The organism is Pseudomonas sp. NFACC24-1, assembly GCF_900115235.1.
GTDB classification, from domain to species: domain Bacteria; phylum Pseudomonadota; class Gammaproteobacteria; order Pseudomonadales; family Pseudomonadaceae; genus Aquipseudomonas; species Aquipseudomonas fluorescens_AA.
This window is the reverse complement of record NZ_FOVS01000007.1, coordinates 154,834-173,040: the sequence shown is the minus strand read 5'-3', so window position 1 is coordinate 173,040 and position 18,207 is coordinate 154,834. Positions and strand designations below refer to the sequence as shown.

Annotated in this window: 19 protein-coding genes; 11 read left to right on the top strand and 8 right to left on the bottom strand. The window is 61.8% G+C overall.

Translation table 11 applies throughout. The features are described from left to right. Position 1: 1 nt before the first annotated feature. From BM317_RS09470 to tadA, 4 genes are all read left to right on the top strand, one after another. Positions 2-289 carry a PTS sugar transporter subunit IIB gene (locus BM317_RS09470; protein WP_092474075.1) on the top strand — a complete coding sequence of 96 codons (288 nt, stop codon included), beginning with the start codon at positions 2-4 and terminating at the stop codon, positions 287-289. Between the two features lie 105 nt (positions 290-394). Next, positions 395-787: a DUF6632 domain-containing protein gene (locus BM317_RS09465; RefSeq protein ID WP_092165727.1), complete on the top strand. Its 393-nt coding sequence runs from the start codon at positions 395-397 to the stop codon at positions 785-787. A gap of 195 nt (positions 788-982) precedes the next feature. Beyond that, positions 983-2,359 (top strand): multicopper oxidase family protein, encoded by a 1,377-nt coding sequence (locus BM317_RS09460; protein WP_072408147.1) that lies wholly within the window; start codon positions 983-985, stop codon positions 2,357-2,359. Further along, entirely contained in the window at positions 2,359-2,856 is a 498-nt protein-coding gene (gene tadA / locus BM317_RS09455; RefSeq protein WP_060739067.1) for a tRNA adenosine(34) deaminase TadA, read from the top strand. The genes BM317_RS09460 and tadA overlap by 1 nt, the downstream gene beginning before the upstream one ends. Positions 2,857-2,965: 109 nt before the next feature. Here tadA and cmoB read toward each other — a convergent pair whose 3' ends face one another. The 8 genes from cmoB to BM317_RS09410 all read right to left on the bottom strand — a co-directional run bounded on the left by cmoB (position 2,966) and on the right by BM317_RS09410 (position 12,480). Further along, a complete protein-coding gene (cmoB, locus tag BM317_RS09450; RefSeq protein WP_092165729.1) occupies positions 2,966-3,922 on the bottom strand; it encodes a tRNA 5-methoxyuridine(34)/uridine 5-oxyacetic acid(34) synthase CmoB in 957 nt (318 codons plus the stop codon). Next, positions 3,919-4,662 carry a carboxy-S-adenosyl-L-methionine synthase CmoA gene (cmoA, locus tag BM317_RS09445; protein WP_092165731.1) on the bottom strand — a complete coding sequence of 248 codons (744 nt, stop codon included), beginning with the start codon at positions 4,660-4,662 and terminating at the stop codon, positions 3,919-3,921. Before cmoA ends, cmoB begins: the two co-directional genes overlap by 4 nt. 152 nt (positions 4,663-4,814) lie before the next feature. Continuing rightward, positions 4,815-5,450 carry a lysoplasmalogenase gene (locus tag BM317_RS09440; protein WP_092165733.1) on the bottom strand — a complete coding sequence of 212 codons (636 nt, stop codon included), beginning with the start codon at positions 5,448-5,450 and terminating at the stop codon, positions 4,815-4,817. Between the two features lie 2 nt (positions 5,451-5,452). Then, positions 5,453-5,845, bottom strand: a complete 393-nt coding sequence (locus tag BM317_RS09435) for a protease inhibitor I42 family protein (RefSeq protein WP_092474072.1) — start codon at positions 5,843-5,845, stop codon at positions 5,453-5,455. Between the two features lie 215 nt (positions 5,846-6,060). Then, on the bottom strand, positions 6,061-8,475 hold the full coding sequence (gene lon, locus BM317_RS09430; protein WP_092165735.1) for an endopeptidase La: 2,415 nt from the start codon (positions 8,473-8,475) through the stop codon (positions 6,061-6,063). Between the two features lie 210 nt (positions 8,476-8,685). Further along, positions 8,686-9,999: an MFS transporter gene (locus BM317_RS09425; protein ID WP_092474070.1), complete on the bottom strand. Its 1,314-nt coding sequence runs from the start codon at positions 9,997-9,999 to the stop codon at positions 8,686-8,688. Positions 10,000-10,413: 414 nt separating this feature from the next. Then, positions 10,414-11,655, bottom strand: coding sequence for an HlyC/CorC family transporter (locus BM317_RS09415; RefSeq protein ID WP_092474068.1), 1,242 nt, complete (start codon positions 11,653-11,655; stop codon positions 10,414-10,416). Positions 11,656-11,667: 12 nt separating this feature from the next. Beyond that, on the bottom strand, positions 11,668-12,480 hold the full coding sequence (locus BM317_RS09410; RefSeq protein WP_060739059.1) for a cytochrome C assembly family protein: 813 nt from the start codon (positions 12,478-12,480) through the stop codon (positions 11,668-11,670). Positions 12,481-12,675: 195 nt separating this feature from the next. Between BM317_RS09410 and ffh the strand changes: the two genes are divergently transcribed. The 7 genes from ffh (at position 12,676) to BM317_RS09375 (ending at position 18,196) form a co-directional block, all read left to right on the top strand. Next, positions 12,676-14,052 (top strand): signal recognition particle protein, encoded by a 1,377-nt coding sequence (ffh, locus tag BM317_RS09405; protein ID WP_060739058.1) that lies wholly within the window; start codon positions 12,676-12,678, stop codon positions 14,050-14,052. A 251-nt stretch (positions 14,053-14,303) separates the two neighbouring features. Beyond that, positions 14,304-14,555, top strand: coding sequence for a 30S ribosomal protein S16 (gene rpsP / locus BM317_RS09400; protein WP_003198088.1), 252 nt, complete (start codon positions 14,304-14,306; stop codon positions 14,553-14,555). 5 nt (positions 14,556-14,560) lie between these two features. Further along, on the top strand, positions 14,561-15,097 hold the full coding sequence (gene rimM, locus BM317_RS09395) for a ribosome maturation factor RimM (RefSeq protein WP_058544503.1): 537 nt from the start codon (positions 14,561-14,563) through the stop codon (positions 15,095-15,097). After that, positions 15,079-15,852, top strand: coding sequence for a tRNA (guanosine(37)-N1)-methyltransferase TrmD (gene trmD / locus BM317_RS09390; RefSeq protein ID WP_170842268.1), 774 nt, complete (start codon positions 15,079-15,081; stop codon positions 15,850-15,852). The genes rimM and trmD overlap by 19 nt, the downstream gene beginning before the upstream one ends. Before the next feature lie 45 nt (positions 15,853-15,897). Then, entirely contained in the window at positions 15,898-16,248 is a 351-nt protein-coding gene (gene rplS / locus BM317_RS09385) for a 50S ribosomal protein L19 (RefSeq protein WP_003175895.1), read from the top strand. A gap of 132 nt (positions 16,249-16,380) precedes the next feature. Further along, positions 16,381-17,277 carry a site-specific tyrosine recombinase XerD gene (gene xerD / locus BM317_RS09380; protein ID WP_092474066.1) on the top strand — a complete coding sequence of 299 codons (897 nt, stop codon included), beginning with the start codon at positions 16,381-16,383 and terminating at the stop codon, positions 17,275-17,277. Positions 17,278-17,464: 187 nt separating this feature from the next. Then, the gene (locus tag BM317_RS09375; protein ID WP_092165745.1) at positions 17,465-18,196 is read left to right on the top strand and encodes a DsbC family protein; all 732 of its coding nucleotides are present in this window, start codon (positions 17,465-17,467) and stop codon (positions 18,194-18,196) included. Positions 18,197-18,207 lie beyond the last annotated feature (11 nt).

The window sequence follows — 18,207 nt, the reverse complement described above, 5'->3', positions numbered from 1 at the left end:
CATGTTAGACAAACTGCAACAGGCATTCTGGAAAGCCCTGACCCCGGACCTGGTACCGGAAGAGCCCAGGCCAGCGACAGCGGTTGATGAGCTGTCACCGGCCATCGTCGCCGCGCTGGGTGGCGCGGATAACCTCAAGCACCATCAACCCGTAGCGCTGACGCGGCTGCGGGTGGAGTTGCGGGACGTGGCACGGATCGACCGGCCAGGGTTGAGCGCGGCCGGGGTGGCAGGGGTGATGACACTGGAGCACGGTGTGGTGCATCTGATTACGGGCATGCCGGCCTGAACCGTCAAGACGACTGACGGTATCGGTTGACGGGATACACACCGGGGAGCGTTCTATACTCACGGGCATCCAGTTACGGCAATCCGCCGCAATAAGGAGCCCGCCATGAACGACACCCAACGGCTCGCCGCCTTGCGCATCGTTTTGATCGTAGTCGGTCTGATCGCCATATTCGCGATCTGGCCGCTGATGATCCTGTGGCCGTCCGGCTGGGCGTGGCACAGCGGCCATTCCCAGTATCCGCTGATGATCGTCGGCATCTACGCGACCCTCGGCGTGTTCCTGCTGATGGCGTCGCGCGATCCGATGAAACATTTGAGCCTGATCTGGTTCACCGTGTGGTCGAGCGTCGTGCACGGTGCGATCATGGCCGTGCAGTCCTTCGGCGTCGAGATGGACGGGACAAGCCACGTCGGCCATCTGGTGGGCGACGTGCCCGCGTTGTTCATCGTTGCAGCGGCGTTGGCCTTCTTCACGCCGCGGCACAGCAATACGTAACCAGCGAATAGACTGATCCTGTCGAAAAGGCTTGTCTCGGAGTGCACGAAAATGCCCTGTGGATAACCTCCCCAGGGCATTTTTCATTTTGTTTTTTTCATTTTCGCTGGCCTTACTGTTTCTCATCTGCGGGTGTATCGTATTCGCCTTTTGCGGGCCCAACGGTTCGCGCGGATTCAATAGGTGGTTGCGTTCATGTCCTTTACCCGTCGCCAAATACTCGGTGGCCTGGCCGGTCTTGTTGTCGTTGGTGTGGGTGCAGGCGGTGCGTCGCGGTACTGGCTGGGCAAGCGGGCGGACGCCGAGGCCGGTCACGACTATGAACTCATCGCGGCGCCCCTGGACGTGGAGCTGGTGGCCGGGCACAAGACCCAGGCCTGGGCCTTCGGCCCCTCGGCGCCGGGCACCGAGCTGCGGGTGCGCCAGGGCGAATGGTTGCGGGTGCGTTTCATCAATCACCTGCCGGTCGCCACCACCATCCACTGGCACGGTATCCGTTTGCCGCTGGAGATGGACGGCGTGCCGTATGTCTCGCAACTGCCGGTGCTGCCGGGCGAATATTTCGACTACAAATTCCGCGTGCCGGACGCTGGCAGTTACTGGTACCACCCCCACGTCAACAGCAGCGAAGAACTCGGCCGTGGGCTGGTGGGACCGTTGATCATCGAAGAGCGTGAGCCCACCGGCTTCAAGTACGAACAGACCCTGAGCCTCAAGAGCTGGCATGTGGATGAGCAGGGCGAGTTCGTCGCGTTCAGCATTCCCCGCGAGGCGGCCCGTGGCGGCACGGCCGGGCGGTTGGCGACCATCAACGGCGTGCCGCAGGCGGTGATCGATCTGCCGGCCGGGCAGATCACCCGGGTGCGTTTGCTCAACCTCGACAACACCCTGACTTACCGTATCAACATCCCAGGCGTTGAAGCGCAGATCTATGCGCTGGACGGCAATCCCATCGAACCGCGTCCGCTGGGCAAGGAATACTGGCTGGGCCCGGGCATGCGCATTTGCCTGGCGATCAAGGCGCCGCCGGCCGGTGAAGAATTGTCGTTGCGCAATGGCCCGGTGCGCCTGGGCACCTTGCGTTCGGTGCCCAACAGTGACGCACCGACCCAGTGGCCGCCGGCATTGCCAGCCAACCCGGTGTCCGAACCGGACCTGGCCAATGCCGAGAAACTCAACTTCAATTTCGAATGGGTCGGCTCGGTGTCGGTCAATGTCGACAACGGCAAGCCGCCAAGCCTGTGGCAGATCAACGGCAAGGCCTGGGACATCACCGACAAGACCTGCGCCGACCGGCCGATCGCCACCCTGAAGAAAGGCCAGAGCTACATTTTCGAACTGAAGAACATGACCCAGTACCAGCATCCGATCCATTTGCACGGCATGAGCTTCAAGGTGATCGCGTCGAACCGGCACAAGGTCGTGCCATATTTCACTGACACTTACTTGCTGGGCAAGAACGAACGGGCGCAGGTGGCGCTGGTGGCGGATAATCCAGGGGTGTGGATGTTCCACTGCCATGTGATCGACCACATGGAAACCGGCCTGATGGCCGCCATCGAGGTGGCGTGATGCGCCAGATTCGCCCCGCCCGGATCATCGACCGCAGTCGTGACCAGGACTTCATGCGCGAAGCCCTGGCCCTCGCCGCCCAAGGCGCCGCCCTGGGGGAAGTGCCGGTGGGCGCGGTGCTGGTGCAGGACGGCGAGATCATCGGGCGCGGCTTCAACTGCCCGATCAGCGGCCACGACCCCAGCGCCCACGCGGAAATGGTCGCCATCCGCGCCGCTGCCCAGGCGGTGAGCAACTATCGCCTGCCCGGCAGCACCCTCTACGTGACGTTGGAACCGTGCAGCATGTGCGCCGGCCTCATCGTCCACTCGCGCATCGCCCGGGTCGTCTACGGCGCCCTGGAGCCCAAGGCTGGCATCGTGCAGAGCCAGGGGCAGTTTTTCAGCCAGGGTTTCCTGAACCATCGGGTGATGTTCGAGGGCGGGGTGCTGGCCGAGGAATGCAGTACGGTGTTGAGTGAGTTCTTCAAGGCCCGAAGAGCCAAGTCTTCAGACTGATCCCCTGTGGGAGCGCGATAGCGGTCTGTCAGGCAACATGTCTGTTGAATGTCCGGCCGTCATCGCGAGCAAGCTCGCTCCCACAGGGGGCTTGTGGTGGTTGGGCGATTTATTTACGTGCCACAATCACCGCCCGCATCGGCGCCGGCAGCCCTTCGATGGTCTTGCTGTGGTCGGCGGGGTCGAGGAAATCACTCAATGACTGATACTTCATCCACTCGGTGCTGCGCTGTTCTTCCACGGTCGTCAGGCTCACGTCCACGCAACGCACGTCGCTGAACCCAGCGCGGCGCAGCCAGCGTTCCAGGGCCGGGACCGACGGCAGGAACCACACGTTGCGCATCTGCGCGTAGCGGTCCTCGGGTACCAGCACCTGGTGTTCGTCGCCTTCGATCACCAGGGTTTCCAGCACCAGTTCGCCGCCCTTGACCAGGCAGTCCTTCAAGGCGAGCAAGTGTTCGATCGGCGAGCGGCGATGGTAGAACACGCCCATGGAAAACACTGTGTCGAAGCCTTCCAGTTCCGCTGGCAGGGCTTCGAAGGGGAACGGCAAATGCCAGGCGTTGGGCTGCGACAGGTAGCGCTGTACCGCCTGGAACTGGCAGAAGAACAACCAGTTGGGGTCGACGCCGATCACCGTGTCCGCCCCGGCGCCGAGCATGCGCCACATGTAATAACCGTTGCCGCAGCCCACGTCGAGGATGCGCTTGCCCGCAAGATCCAGGTGCGGCGCCACCCGCGACCACTTCCAGTCCGAGCGCCATTCGGTGTCCACGTGCACGCCGAACAGGTCGAAAGGCCCTTTGCGCCAGGGTGACAGGCCCATCAACGCGGCACGCATTTGTCCACGGGTTTCGTCGGAACAATCGGCGTCGAGGGTCAGGCCATTCAGTAGGTCGACGGTGGTGGGTTGCAAAACCGGCAGCGCATCGAGGGCGCTTTGCCAACGCTCCAGGTCGCCGTGGCCCTTTTCCATCTTGCTGTCGAGTTGCGTCTGCAGCGTCGCGGCCCAATCGGCCAGGGGCGTGCCGGCCAGATGGCGGGCGAGGGGGGACAGATCGATCATGGCAGGGCAATCAACGAGGCGAAGTTAAGACACTGGAACCACGGCACGACTTTCGAGAAGCCAGCCGCCAAGAGGCGCTCGCGGTGCTCTTCGAGACTGTCGGGCTTCATGACGTTTTCGATGGCGCTGCGTTTCTGGGCAATCTCCAGCTCGCTGTAGCCGTTGGCGCGCTTGAACGCCACGTGCAGGTCGGTGAGCAGGGTGTGTTCCTCTGCATCGTTGAAACGCAATTTTTCCGACAGGATCAGGGCGCCACCCGGCAGCAGGGCCTGACGGATGCGGCTCAACAGTGCGGTGCGCTGGTCCGGCGCGATGAATTGCAGGGTGAAATTCAGTGCCACCACCGAGGCTGGCTGGAACGTCAGGGCGAGGATGTCGCCTTCGATCACTTCCACCGGCAGCAGCTCCTGGAACATCGAGTCCTGGCCGTTGAGGTATTCACGGCAGCGCTCAACCATGGCCGCTGAGTTATCCACCGCGATCACCCGGCAACCATCAGTGCGCACATGACGGCGCAGGGCCTGGGTCACCGCGCCCAGGGACGAGCCGAGATCGTAGAGCACGCTGCCCGGCTGGGCGAATTGCGCGGCGAGCACGCCGAGGTTTTCGACGATGGTCGGATAACCTGGCACCGAACGCTTGATCATGTCCGGAAACACCCGCACTACGTCCTCGTTGAAGGCGAAGTCCGGCACTTGGGCCAGGGGTTGGGCGAATAGGCGATCAGGGTCTTTGCTCACGGCGGTTCCAGCGGCATGGGTGGTGAAAAGGCCGGCATTTTAACCAAAAAACCAGTGGGAGCGAGCTTGCTCGCGATGACGATGGTTCAGCCGGCCATAATGTTGACTGACAGACCGCTATCGCAAGCAAGCTCGTTCCCACATTATTTGGCTCAGTATGGCTTTCGGGCGAACGCCGACGCTGTAATGCCCCATTGGCCCAGCCAATAGCTGACGATGATCAGGTAAGGCGCGGCATGGAAGGGGTGCACGAACCGGTTGATGCCGATGAGGCTGTCGGAAAACACAAACGCAAGTGCCCCGGCGGCGGCCAGCCACGCCGAACGCTTGGGCACGTGGGTGCCCAGCCGTGCCAACGCCCGCCAGAGCATGGCGCTGATGACCAGGCCGTAGATCACCACTGGCACCAGCAACGGCCCGAGACCGCTCGACACCAGGATTGCCAGGAGCACCGCGCCGATGCCCAAGGCCAGGGCCAAGGGCAGCAGCGCCGGTCGGCGGCAGTCGCTGAGGTAGGCTTTCAGGTAGGCCAGGTGCGCCAGCAGAAACGCGCCAAGGCCGAACACGAACAGGTCCCCCGGCCAGGCCAGCAACACATCGCCCACCAGCGAGAAAATCAGCCCGAGGCTGATCCAGCGCCGATATTCGCTGGGCGGCGCATCGTGCAGCCAGCCGAGCAAGGCCAGCACCGGCATGGGCTTGACCAGCAGGCACAGCAGCGTGGCATGCATGGCCACGCCGTACAGGTAGGTGGCCGCACCCATCAGTGCGAGGATCAGCCAACCCACGGTCAGTTCACCGCGATGGCGCAGTCAAAGGTTTCCACGGGCGGCACTTCCGGCGCCCAAGGCTGTTGATAAGTCAGGCGCAAGCGCCCGGTGCCGGCGCTGAACGCCTGGAAGCGCCAGGTCGAGACCCCCGCGGCGCCAACGATGCCGGCGTCTTCCGGATTGAGATAAACCTCCGGCCCCAAGCCCTTCAACACGCCACCGGCCGAATCCTGGATCGCCCAGCGATAACCGGTGCTGGGGTTGCTGGGCAGGCTCAGGATCAGGTTTTGTCCGTTATTGAGCCTTACCGGGCACTGGCTCAGTTTTTCCACGGTCACGTTGTTGCTGGTTTGCGTGGCGCAGGCGCTCAGCAGGGCGAGGCTGAGGGGGACGAGCAGGCGAGTGAGGGACATATGGGCAAAGGCTCCGGCATTCACGACGAACGGCGAGCATAACCGAAGATGCTACTGGGTGTGTCAGGTGGGGATGTGTTGTTGCTGATGGCGCCATCGCGAGCAAGCTCGCTCCCACAGGGGGATTTGTGGTGTTCACAGCATTTGTGATCCACACCAAACCTTGTGGGAGCGAGCTTGCTCGCGATGAGGCCCGTGCAGGCGCTACAAGATGCTCAGAACAACACCTTCGCCACATCCGCAAACCGCTTGGCAAAGTGCACCGTCACCCCTTCCTTGAGGTAGTCCGGCAATTCTTCGAAGTTGCCCCGGTTGGCTTCCGGCAGGATCAGTTCGTTGATTTTCTGCCGGCGCGCCGCGATGACCTTCTCGCGTACGCCGCCAATCGGCAGGACGTGCCCGGTGAGGGTCAGTTCGCCGGTCATGGCCACGCCTTTTTTCGGCGGCTGGTTGCGGGCCAGGGACAGCAAGGCACTGGCCATGGTCACGCCGGCGCTCGGGCCGTCCTTGGGTGTGGCACCTTCCGGTACGTGCAGGTGAACGAAGGCCTCGTCAAAGAACTTCGGATCGCCGCCGAATTGCTTCAGGTGCGAGCTGACGTAGCTGTGGGCGATCTCCGCCGACTCCTTCATCACCTCTCCCAGTTGCCCGGTCAGCTTGAAGCCGCGATTGAGGGTGTGGATGCGCGTGGCTTCGATCGGCAAGGTCGCGCCGCCCATGCTGGTCCAGGCCAGGCCGGTAATCACGCCGATGCCGGACAACACCTGCTCGTTGCGGAACACGGGCTTGCCCAAGGAGGCCTCGAGGTCCTTCGGCCCAAGCTTGATCACCGCTTTCGGGTCGTCGATCAGCTTCATCACCGCCTTGCGCACCAGTTTGCCTAGTTGTTTCTCCAACTGTCGCACCCCGGCCTCACGGGCGTAACCGTCGATCAGGGCCTTGAGGGCGCTGTCGTTGATGCTCAGGCTGCCCTTGGACACACCCGCCTTGGCCAGTTGCTTGGGCCACAGGTGCCGTTTGGCGATGGCGACTTTTTCTTCAGTGATGTAGCCCGACAGGCGGATCACTTCCATCCGGTCCAGCAACGGGCCGGGGATCGAGTCCAGGGTGTTGGCGGTGCACACGAAGAGCACTTTCGACAGGTCCAGGCGCAGATCCAGGTAGTGGTCGAGGAATTCGACGTTCTGTTCCGGATCGAGGGTCTCCAGCAAGGCCGAGGCCGGGTCGCCCTGGTAGCTCTGGCCCATCTTGTCGATTTCGTCGAGCATGATCACCGGGTTCATCACTTCGACATCCTTGAGCGCCTGCACCAGCTTGCCCGGCTGGGCACCGATGTAGGTGCGTCGATGGCCCTTGATCTCGGCTTCATCGCGCATGCCGCCGACGCTGAAGCGGTAGAACGGCCGGCCCAGGGATTCGGCGATGGACTTGCCGACGCTGGTCTTGCCCACGCCCGGCGGGCCCACCAGTAGCACGATGGAGCCGCTGATCTCACCTTTGTAGGCGCCGACGGCGAGGAACTCGAGGATGCGGTCCTTGATGTCGTCCAGGCCGGCGTGGTGCTGGTCGAGCACCTTGCGCGCATGCTTGAGGTCGAGTTTGTCCTGGCCATACACGCCCCACGGCACCGAGGTCGCCCAATCCAGGTAATTGCGGGTGACGGCGTATTCCGGCGAGCCGGTTTCCAGGATGGAGAGTTTGTTCATCTCCTCTTCGATACGCTTCTGCGCCTGGGCTGACAGCACTTTGCCTTCCAGCCGCTGTTCGAATTGTTCGATGTCGGCGCTGCGGTCGTCCTTGGTCAGCCCCAGCTCCTGCTGGATGACCTTGAGCTGTTCCTTGAGGAAGAACTGGCGCTGGTGTTCGCCGATCTTGTTGTTGACCTCGGCGGAAATCTCTTTCTGCAACCGCGCCACTTCGACTTCCTTGCGCAGCATCGGCAGCACTTTTTCCATGCGTTTGAGCATGGGCACGCAGTCGAGCACTTCCTGCAGCTCATTGCCGGTGGCGGAGGTGAGCGCGGCGGCGAAGTCGGTCAGCGGCGAAGGGTCGTTGGGGCTGAAGCGGTTGAGGTAGTTCTTCAGCTCTTCGCTGTACAGCGGATTGAGCGGCAGCAGTTCCTTGATCGCGTTGATCAGCGCCATGCCGTAGGCCTTGACCTCGTCGGTTGGCTCGCTTGGCTGATGCGGGTATTCGACTTCCACCAGGTACGGTGGGCGATGGTGCTTGAGCCAGGTGCGGATGCGCACGCGGGTCAGGCCCTGGGCGACGAATTGCAGCTTGCCGCCTTCCCGGCTGGCGTGATGGACCTTCACCAGCGTGCCGTACAGCGGCAGTTTCGAGGTGTCGAAATGGCGCGGGTCTTCCTGGGGCGTGTCCATGAAGAACAGCGCCAGGGAGTGATGATCGGACTTGGCCACCAGTTCCAGGGTCTCGGCCCACGGTTCTTCGTTGACGATGACCGGCAACACCTGGGCCGGGAAGAAGGGGCGATTGTGGATGGGGATGATGTAGACCTTGTCCGGCAGGTTCTGGCCGGGCAGCGCCAGGCCGGTGCCGGAGGAAGTGTGTTCGATGTGTTCGGAATCAGCGTAGTCGTTAGTGGCTTCAGTAGAGTGCTGGTCGCTCATGGGGCACCTGCGCAATGGGGTATGGGTCTTAGATGGGGCAGGTGGGGGGTGGTTTCAATGGTGGGCGATTGTTAACGGTTATTTCATTGGCCGGTTTTACCCCGTAGGAGCTGCCGAGCGAAGCGAGGCTGCGATCTTTCCTCTGACGCTTGAGTCTCAAGTGAAAGATCAAAAGATCGCAGCCTGCGGCAGCTCCTACGGGGAGGCGCGTCAGGCGACCCGGTTCAAGTCGTTGTGGCGCGTTTCCTTCAGGCACAGCACGGCGATGACGCTGAGCAGCGCGGCCGCCGAAACATAGCCTCCGACATAGCTCAAACCGCCCATCGCCACCAGTTTCTGGGCGAAGAACGGTGCGGCCGAGGCGCCGACGATACCGCCCAGGTTGTAGGCCGCCGAGGCGCCGGTGTAGCGTACGTGGGTCGGAAACAGTTCCGGTAGCAAGGCGCCCATGGGGGCGAAGGTCACCCCCATCAGGAACAGCTCGATGCACAGGAACAGCGCCACGCCGCCGGTCGTACCGTGGGTCAGCAACGGTTCCATGAGGAAACCCGAGGCAATCGCCAGCAGGCCGCCGATGATCAAGATCGGTTTGCGGCCGTAGCGGTCGCTGGCCCAGGCGGACAACGGCGTAGCGGCGGCCATGAACAGTACGGCAAAGCACAGCAGGCCCAGGAATGTCTCGCGGCTGTAGCCGAGGGTGGACACGCCGTAGCTCAGGGAAAATACCGTCGAGATGTAGAACAGCGCGTAACACACCACCATCGCCGCGGCGCCCAGCAAGGTCGGCGCCCAGTATTGGCTGAACAGCTCGACCAACGGCACCTTGACCCGCTCCTGGCGGGCCATGGCATTGGCGAACACCGGGGTTTCATGGAGCTTGAGCCGCACGTAGAGGCCGACGATCACCAGCACGGCACTGAGCAGGAACGGAATCCGCCAGCCCCAGTCACGAAATTGCTCGTCGTCCAGGCTCATGGCCAGGGTCAGGAACAGTCCGTTGGCCGCCAGGAAGCCGATGGAGGGCCCCAGTTGCGGGAACATGCCGAACCAGGCGCGCTTGCCTTTGGGGGCGTTCTCGGTGGCGAGCAACGCCGCGCCGCCCCATTCACCCCCCAATCCCAGGCCCTGGCCGAAACGCAGCAGGCACAACAGGATCGGCGCCCAGGCGCCAATACTGGCGTAACCGGGCAGCACGCCAATGAGCGTGGTGCACACGCCCATCAGCAGCAGGGAGGCTACCAGCGTCGACTTGCGGCCGATCCGGTCGCCGAAATGGCCGAACAACGCAGAACCCAGCGGACGGGCGAGGAAGGCGATGCCGAACGTCAGGAAGGACGACAGCATCTGTGCCGTGCCTGAGGTTTGTGGGAAGAACACCGGCCCGATCACCAGGGCCGCCGCCGTGGCATAGACGTAGAAGTCGTAGAACTCGATGGCAGTGCCGATGAAACTCGCGGTGGCCACGCGAGTGGCCGAGTTGGTCGGCTGGGCAGGCACAGCCTCATTGCAGGTAGCGGTCGTCATGCGGTTATCCCTGACAGTCATGTGCTCCGTTGGAGCGAATTATTATGGTCGAACACCCAGGGATGTGGGCGGGTATCCCGTCGCTGTTTCGGGTAGGAACAGTCCCAGGGCTGATGCGGATTTTGCCGATGGTCTGGCCGGAACCGGCCGGGTGCGGGGTAGGCACGGGGTTCGGGCGGGGCTGGGTAAGCGGGTTGAGTATAGGAAGGGGGCTAACGAATCAACAATACCTGTTGACGCCGAAACGAGCTTTTGTGGCGAGGGGATTTATCCCCGTTGGACTGCGAAGCAGTCCCAAAAACGAAGTTGCGCTGAATCTGATGCAACTGAGCTAATAGTTTGGGGGCCGCTGCGCGACCCAGCGGGGATAAATCCCCTCGCCACAACAGTGTTTCACCTTGAGCTTGCGGGGAATCAGGAAACTGCAGGCACCGAACTGTTATGCCACGCCAGCACCTGGCTGACGCGGTTGTCCACGGTCTCGATGATTTCCAGGCGATAACGCCCGATCTTCAGGCAGACCGGGCTTTCGGGGATGGTTTCCAGGGCTTCGGTCACCAGCCCGTTGAGGGTCTTGGGGCCGTCGCAAGGCAGGTGCCAGCCCAGGGTCCTGTTCAATTCGCGGATCGACGCCGCGCCATCGATCATCAGGCGGCCATCGGGCTGGGGATGGACGTGGGGGTTGTCGAGGCTGTGCTGACTCTCGAATTCGCCGACGATTTCTTCGAGGATGTCTTCCAGGGTGACGATGCCCAGCACTTCGCCGTATTCGTCCACCACCATGCCCAAGCGCCGCTGCTGCTTGTGGAAATTCAGCAGTTGCAGCTGCAAGGGTGTGCTTTCGGGCACGAAGTAGGGTTCATGGGAGGCGGCCAGCAGCGCTTCCTTGGTCAGGCTCGCGTCCGCCAGCAAGTGACGGATCTGGCGGGTGTTGAGCACCGCTTCGACCTGGTTGATATCGCTGTGGAACACCGGCAGGCGCGTCCGTCGGTTCAGGCGCAACTGTTCGATGATCTCGCCGATGGGGTCGTCGAGGTTGATCCCATCGACCTCGCTGCGGGGCACGAGGATATCGTTGACGGTGATGTTGTCCAGGGCGTGGATGCCGGAAATCGGATGCAGCCGGCCGCTGCCCTGCTCTGACTCCTGCTCGCTGCGCGGTGGCGCGGGCATTTCGTCGTCGCTCTGCTGCACCATGCCGGGCTTGCGGGCAAATGGACGCAGCAACAACTGGCTGGCGCCATTCAACAGCCAGGCAAATGGATAGAGGATCTTCAACGGTATGCCCAGCAAGGCGTTACCCAGTGCCAGCACCGCGTCGGGCTGGCGGCTGGCCAGGGTGCGCGGCAAGTAGTCGGCGAACACCAGCAGGGCGGCGCTGGTGCCGAGCCAGGCGACCCAGGGGCCGTTTTCCAGCCAGGTAAAAATCGCCAGCAAGGTGCCGATGACCACGGCCAGGGCGCGACAGAGGGTATTGCACAGGATCAGGCTGGGCAGCGGGAAGGTCAGTGTCGCCAGTGGTTTGTCACTGGCGCGCGAAGCGGTGCGCTGGGCCAGCAGGTGTTGCTGGGCGGCTTCGATCGCCGTGAACAGGGCTGACCAGAGGATCAGCACCACCAGCACGGCGAACAACGGCGCTACGGGCAACGTATCCATCAGGGCCGTCCGTCAGATATGCAGGATGTATTCACGGACCAGCTTGCTGCCGAAGTACGCCAGCATCAGCAGGCAGAAACCGGCCAGGGTCCAGCGAATCGCTTTGTGCCCACGCCAGCCGAGGCGGTTGCGGCCCCACAGCAGCACGCTGAAGACCACCCACGCCAGGCAGGCCAGCAGGGTCTTGTGCACCAGGTGCTGGGCGAACAGGTTCTCGACGAACAACCAGCCGGAGATCAATGACAGCGACAGCAGGCTCCAGCCGGCCCAGAGGAAACCGAACAACAGGCTTTCCATGGTTTGCAGCGGCGGGAAGTTGCGGATCAGCCCGGAGGGGTGCTTGTTCTTGAGCTGGTGGTCCTGCACCAGCAGCAACAGGGCCTGGAACACGGCGATGGTGAACAGGCCGTAGGCGAGGATCGACAGCAGGATGTGGGCGAGGATGCCCGGCTCTTCGTCGATGATCTGCACGGTGCCCGACGGCGCGAACTGCGCCAGCAACACCGTGGCCAGCCCCAGTGGGAACAGCAGCACCAGCAGGTTTTCCACCGGGATGCGCGAGCAGGCCAGCAACGTCAGGGCGATCACGGCGACGGCGATCAGGCTGGCGGCGTTGAAAAAGTCCAGGCCCAGGCCGATGGGCGTCATCAGATGGGTATAAAGGCTGGCCGCGTGGCCGAGCACCGCCAGCACGCCAAGCGTGACCAGCAGGCGTTTGTTCGCCTTGGCACCGGTGGCCAGGCGGGTGCCTTGATAGAGGGTCGCAGCGGCATAAAGGCAAGCGGCGGCGAGGGTGGCAAGCAAGCTGGGTGACAAGGGGAGCATAAATCCTGTTAGGCAAGCCCGAAAGGCGCTGAGTTTGGCATAGAACCCCCTCCACACGAAAGACCACAGCAAGGTGTACGCCGCACGCTTCTTCGCTATAATCCGCGACCTGCCCACGCCGCAGGCTCGCCGAGCACATTTTCACGGTCTGGGCCGCCATTATCCCGGTCTCATCTGGGCCTGAAAGGATCGCGCATGTTTGAAAACCTAACCGACCGTCTCTCGCAGACGCTGCGCCATGTCACCGGCAAGGCGAAACTGACCGAGGACAACATCAAAGACACCCTGCGCGAAGTGCGCATGGCGTTGCTCGAAGCCGACGTCGCCCTGCCGGTGGTCAAGGACTTCGTCAATTCGGTCAAGGAACGCGCCGTCGGCACCGAAGTGTCGCGCAGCCTGACGCCGGGCCAGGCGTTCGTGAAAATCGTCCAGGCCGAGCTCGAAAGCCTGATGGGCGCCGCCAACGAGGACCTGAACCTCGCCGCCGTACCGCCAGCGGTGGTGCTGATGGCCGGTCTGCAGGGCGCGGGCAAGACCACGACCGCCGGCAAGCTGGCGCGCTTCCTTAAAGAGCGCAAGAAGAAATCGGTGATGGTGGTGTCGGCGGACATCTACCGTCCGGCGGCGATCAAGCAGCTGGAAACCCTGGCCAACGACATCGGCGTGACGTTTTTTCCGTCCGACCTGAGCCAGAAGCCGGTGGACATCGCCCAGGCGGCTATCAAGGAAGCGAAGCTCAAGTTCATCGACGTGGTCATCGTCGATACCGCCGGTCGCCTGCACATCGATGAAGAGATGATGGGCGAGATCAAGGCGCTGCATGCCGCGATCAACCCGGTGGAAACCCTGTTCGTTGTCGACGCCATGACCGGCCAGGACGCGGCCAACACCGCCAAGGCGTTCGGTGATGCACTGCCGCTGACCGGCGTGATCCTGACCAAGGTCGACGGTGACGCCCGTGGCGGTGCCGCGCTGTCGGTACGGGCCATCACTGGCAAGCCGATCAAGTTCATCGGTATGGGCGAGAAGAGCGAAGCGCTCGAGCCGTTCCACCCCGAGCGTATCGCCTCGCGCATCCTCGGCATGGGCGACGTGCTCAGCCTGATCGAGCAGGCCGAGCAGACCCTCGACAAGGACAAGGCCGACAAACTGGCCAAGAAGCTGAAGAAGGGCAAGGGCTTCGACCTCGAAGACTTTCGCGACCAGCTGCAACAAATGAAGAACATGGGCGGCCTTGGCGGCCTCATGGACAAACTGCCGAACATCGGTGGCGTGAACCTGGCGCAGATGGGCAATGCCCAGGGCGCGGCTGAAAAGCAGTTCAAGCAGATGGAGGCCATCATCAACTCCATGACCCCGGCCGAGCGCCGCGACCCTGAGCTGATCAGCGGTTCGCGCAAGCGCCGCATCGCCATGGGTTCCGGCACCCAGGTGCAGGACATCGGTCGCTTGATCAAGCAGCACAAGCAGATGCAGAAGATGATGAAGAAATTCTCCGCCAAGGGCGGGATGGCCAAGATGATGCGCGGCATGGGCGGTATGTTGCCCGGCGGCGGCATGCCGAAAATGTAAAGAATCTGCGCCGGCTGTCGTGCCGACGTTGCCCCGCACGGATGCGGGGATCTCCAGCAAACCCGTGCTATGCGGGAGCTGACCTGCCGTTTTCCATGACGGCTCTATGGCAAATCTTGATCGCATGGCGCCAGGCGCCGGAAAAAGACATTTGCAAAAGTCCGGATATTCCTTAGAATATGCGGCCTTTCGGGCACCTATGCCCGCTGTGCATTTAGATTTGCAGCACCGACTACAGGAACGATGTTCACATGCTAACAATCCGTCTTGCCCTTGGCGGCTCCAAAAAGCGCCCGTTTTACCACCTGACCGTAACCGACAGCCGCAACCCGCGTGACGGTTCCCACAAGGAGCAGGTTGGTTTCTTCAACCCTGTTGCCCGTGGTCAGGAAGTTCGTCTGTCCGTGAACCAAGAGCGCGTAGCCTACTGGCTGAGCGTTGGTGCACAACCTTCTGAGCGCGTTGCTCAGTTGTTGAAGGAATCGGCTAAGGCTGCGGCCTGAGCAATATGAACGCGACGCCAAAAGATGCTGATGATTTGATCGTTGTCGGCAAGATCTATTCTGTACATGGCGTTCGCGGCGAAGTGAAGGTGTATTCCTTTACTGATCCGATCAAGAACCTGTTGGACTACAAAACCTGGACGCTCAAGCGCGAAGGTAGCGTGAAACAGGTGGAGCTGGTCAGCGGACGCGGGAACGACAAGTTCCTGGTCGCAAAGCTCAAGGGTCTCGATGATCGTGAAGAAGCGCGTCTTCTGGCCGGTTATGAGATCTGCGTGCCGCGCAACCTGTTCCCTGAACTGACCGACGGCGAGTACTACTGGTACCAGCTGGTGGGTCTGAAGGTCATCGACCACCTCGGGCAATTGCTCGGGAAAATCGATCACCTGCTCGAGACCGGTTCGAACGATGTCATGGTGGTCAAGCCTTGCGTCGGCAGCCTGGATGATCGCGAACGCCTGTTGCCCTATACCGAGCAATGCGTGTTGGCCGTCGACCTTGCCGCAGGCGAGATGAAGGTGGAATGGGATGCGGATTTCTGAACGTGGCTAATTTGCGCGTTGAAGTCATCACATTGTTTCCCGAGATGTTTTCCGCCATCAGCGAGTACGGCATAACCAGCCGCGCGGTGAAACAGGAGCTGTTGCAGCTCACCTGTTGGAATCCGCGGGACTACACCACGGATCGGCATCACACTGTGGACGATCGCCCGTTTGGCGGTGGTCCGGGCATGGTGATGAAGATCAAGCCCCTGGAAGATGCGCTGGTTCAGGCCAGGACGGCAGCCGGGGAGGGTGCGAAGGTGATCTACCTGTCGCCCCAAGGCCGCCAGCTGACCCAGTCGGCGGTACGCGAGCTGGCGAAATCGGATGCATTGATCCTGATTGCCGGCCGTTATGAAGGCATTGACGAGCGTTTCATTGAAGCTCATGTCGATGAAGAGTGGTCGATTGGCGACTATGTACTGTCTGGCGGCGAGCTGCCGGCGATGGTCCTGATCGATGCGGTTACACGACTGCTGCCTGGAGCTTTAGGGCATGCAGATTCCGCTGAGGAAGATTCCTTTACGGATGGTCTGCTGGATTGCCCGCACTACACCCGACCGGAGGTGTATGCGGATCAGCGTGTTCCCGACGTGTTGCTAAGTGGCAACCACGCGCACATCCGGCGTTGGCGTTTGCAGCAGTCCCTTGGTCGGACCTACGAACGACGCGCCGATCTTCTGGAAAGCCGCTCGCTTTCTGGAGAAGAGAAGAAGCTGCTCGAGGAATACATCCGCGAGCGGGACGATAGTTAACAACGTATCGATGGTGAGTCCGACGACTCGCCTTAGGAGCACAGCATGACTAACAAAATCATCCTTGCACTCGAAGCAGAGCAGATGACCAAAGAAATCCCTACCTTTGCCCCAGGCGACACCATTGTCGTCCAGGTGAAAGTGAAGGAAGGCGACCGTTCCCGTCTGCAAGCGTTCGAAGGCGTCGTTATCGCCAAGCGTAACCGTGGCGTGAACAGTGCATTCACCGTTCGTAAAATCTCCAACGGTGTTGGCGTAGAGCGTACTTTCCAGACCTACAGCCCGCAAATCGACAGCATGGCTGTCAAGCGTCGCGGTGACGTACGTAAAGCCAAGCTGTACTACCTGCGTGACCTGTCGGGTAAAGCAGCTCGCATCAAGGAAAAACTGGCTTAAGTCCAGCTTCCGATGCAAAAAAAGCAGCCTGCGGGCTGCTTTTTTGTTGCCTGCGATTTGCGCTTTGAGCACCCTGCATAGCTTCATTTTCCATTTCGATGCCGTGTGTGCCCGCATCCTTCAAGAGTTCTTATGCCAGCCATCGATCATCCGCTGATAGACCAGTTTCTCGACGCCCTGTGGCTGGAGAAGGGCCTGTCCGACAACACCCGTGATGCCTACCGCAGCGACCTGGCGTTGTTCAACGGCTGGTTGCAGGACAATCACCTGGAACTGCTCAATGCCGGCCGTGAGTTGATCCTCGATCACTTGGCGTGGCGCCTGGAGCAGAACTACAAACCCCGCTCGACGGCGCGGTTTCTCTCCGGTCTGCGTGGGTTTTATCGCTATTTGCTGCGGGAAAAGCTGATCGCGGTAGACCCGACCTTGCGTGTGGAAATGCCGCAACTGGGGCGTCCGCTGCCCAAGTCCCTGTCGGAAGCCGATGTGGAGGCGCTGCTGGCGGCACCCGATCTCAGCGAGGCCATCGGGCAGCGCGACCGGGCCATGTTGGAAGTCCTGTATGCCTGTGGCTTGCGCGTCACCGAGTTGATCAGCTTGACGTTGGAACAGGTCAACCTGCGCCAGGGCGTGCTGCGGGTGATGGGCAAGGGCAGCAAGGAGCGCCTGGTGCCGATGGGCGAGGAAGCGATTGTCTGGGTCGAGCGTTACATGCGCGATGCCCGTCATGAATTGCTGGGCGGGCGCCCCAGCGATGTGCTGTTCCCCAGCTTGCGCGGCGAGCAGATGACTCGCCAGACGTTCTGGCACCGCATCAAGCACCAGGCCAAGGTGGCCGGGATCAATAAATCCCTCTCGCCCCACACCTTGCGCCATGCCTTCGCCACACACCTGCTCAATCACGGTGCCGACTTGCGGGTGGTGCAGATGCTGCTCGGCCATAGCGACTTGTCCACCACCCAGATCTACACCCATGTGGCCCGGGCGCGGTTGCAGGACTTGCATGCCAAGCATCATCCACGGGGCTGACATCTGCCGCGATGACGGCGTGTCAGCCGACATCAATCCTGAGTGTGCTTACAAAACGTCGTGCGTCAGCGGCATTCGGCCACGCCAGCCTTATGTGGTAGGCTTTGCCGGTTTGCACAGTGGGCGGTTGGAACCCGAATCTGCGGGTCGGCGTTTCCCGTCTCATTTGTTCGCCTCAGGAGTCCCCATGCGTTTGATCCAGATGTTCACCGCCGCCGCCATTGCGTTGGCCAGTACCTTTGCCATCGCCGACGACGCGGCCGACAAGGCTATCCGCAAAAGCCTGGAAAACCTCCAGCTCGAAGTGCCGATCGAAGCCATCTCGGCCAGCCCCATGGCCGGCCTGTATGAAGTCAAGCTCAAGGGCAGCCGCGTGCTGTACGCCAGCGCCGACGGCCAGTACATCGTCCAGGGCAACCTGTTCGAGCTCAAGGACGGCAAGCCGGTCAACCTCACCGAGATGACCGAGCGCCAGGGCATTTCCAAGTTGATCAACGGCATTCCGGTCGCTGAAACCGTGGTTTATCCGGCGATCGGCGAAACCAAGTCCCACATCACCGTGTTCACCGACACCACCTGTCCGTATTGCCACAAGCTGCATGCCGAAGTGCCGGAGCTGAACAAGCGCGGCATCGAAGTGCGTTATGTGGCGTTCCCGCGCCAGGGCCTGGGCTCGCCGGGCGATGAGCAGTTGCAGGCGGTCTGGTGCTCCAAGGACAAGAAAGCGGCCATGGACAAGATGGTCGACGGCAAGGAAATCAAGGCCGCCAAGTGCGAAAACCCGGTTTCCAAGCAGTTTGCGCTCGGACAGTCAATAGGCGTGAACGGTACGCCGGCGATTGTTTTGGCCGATGGTCAGGTAATTCCGGGCTACCAGCCGGCGCCACAAGTGGCCAAACTGGCCTTGGGCGCGAAATGATCATGGGCGGT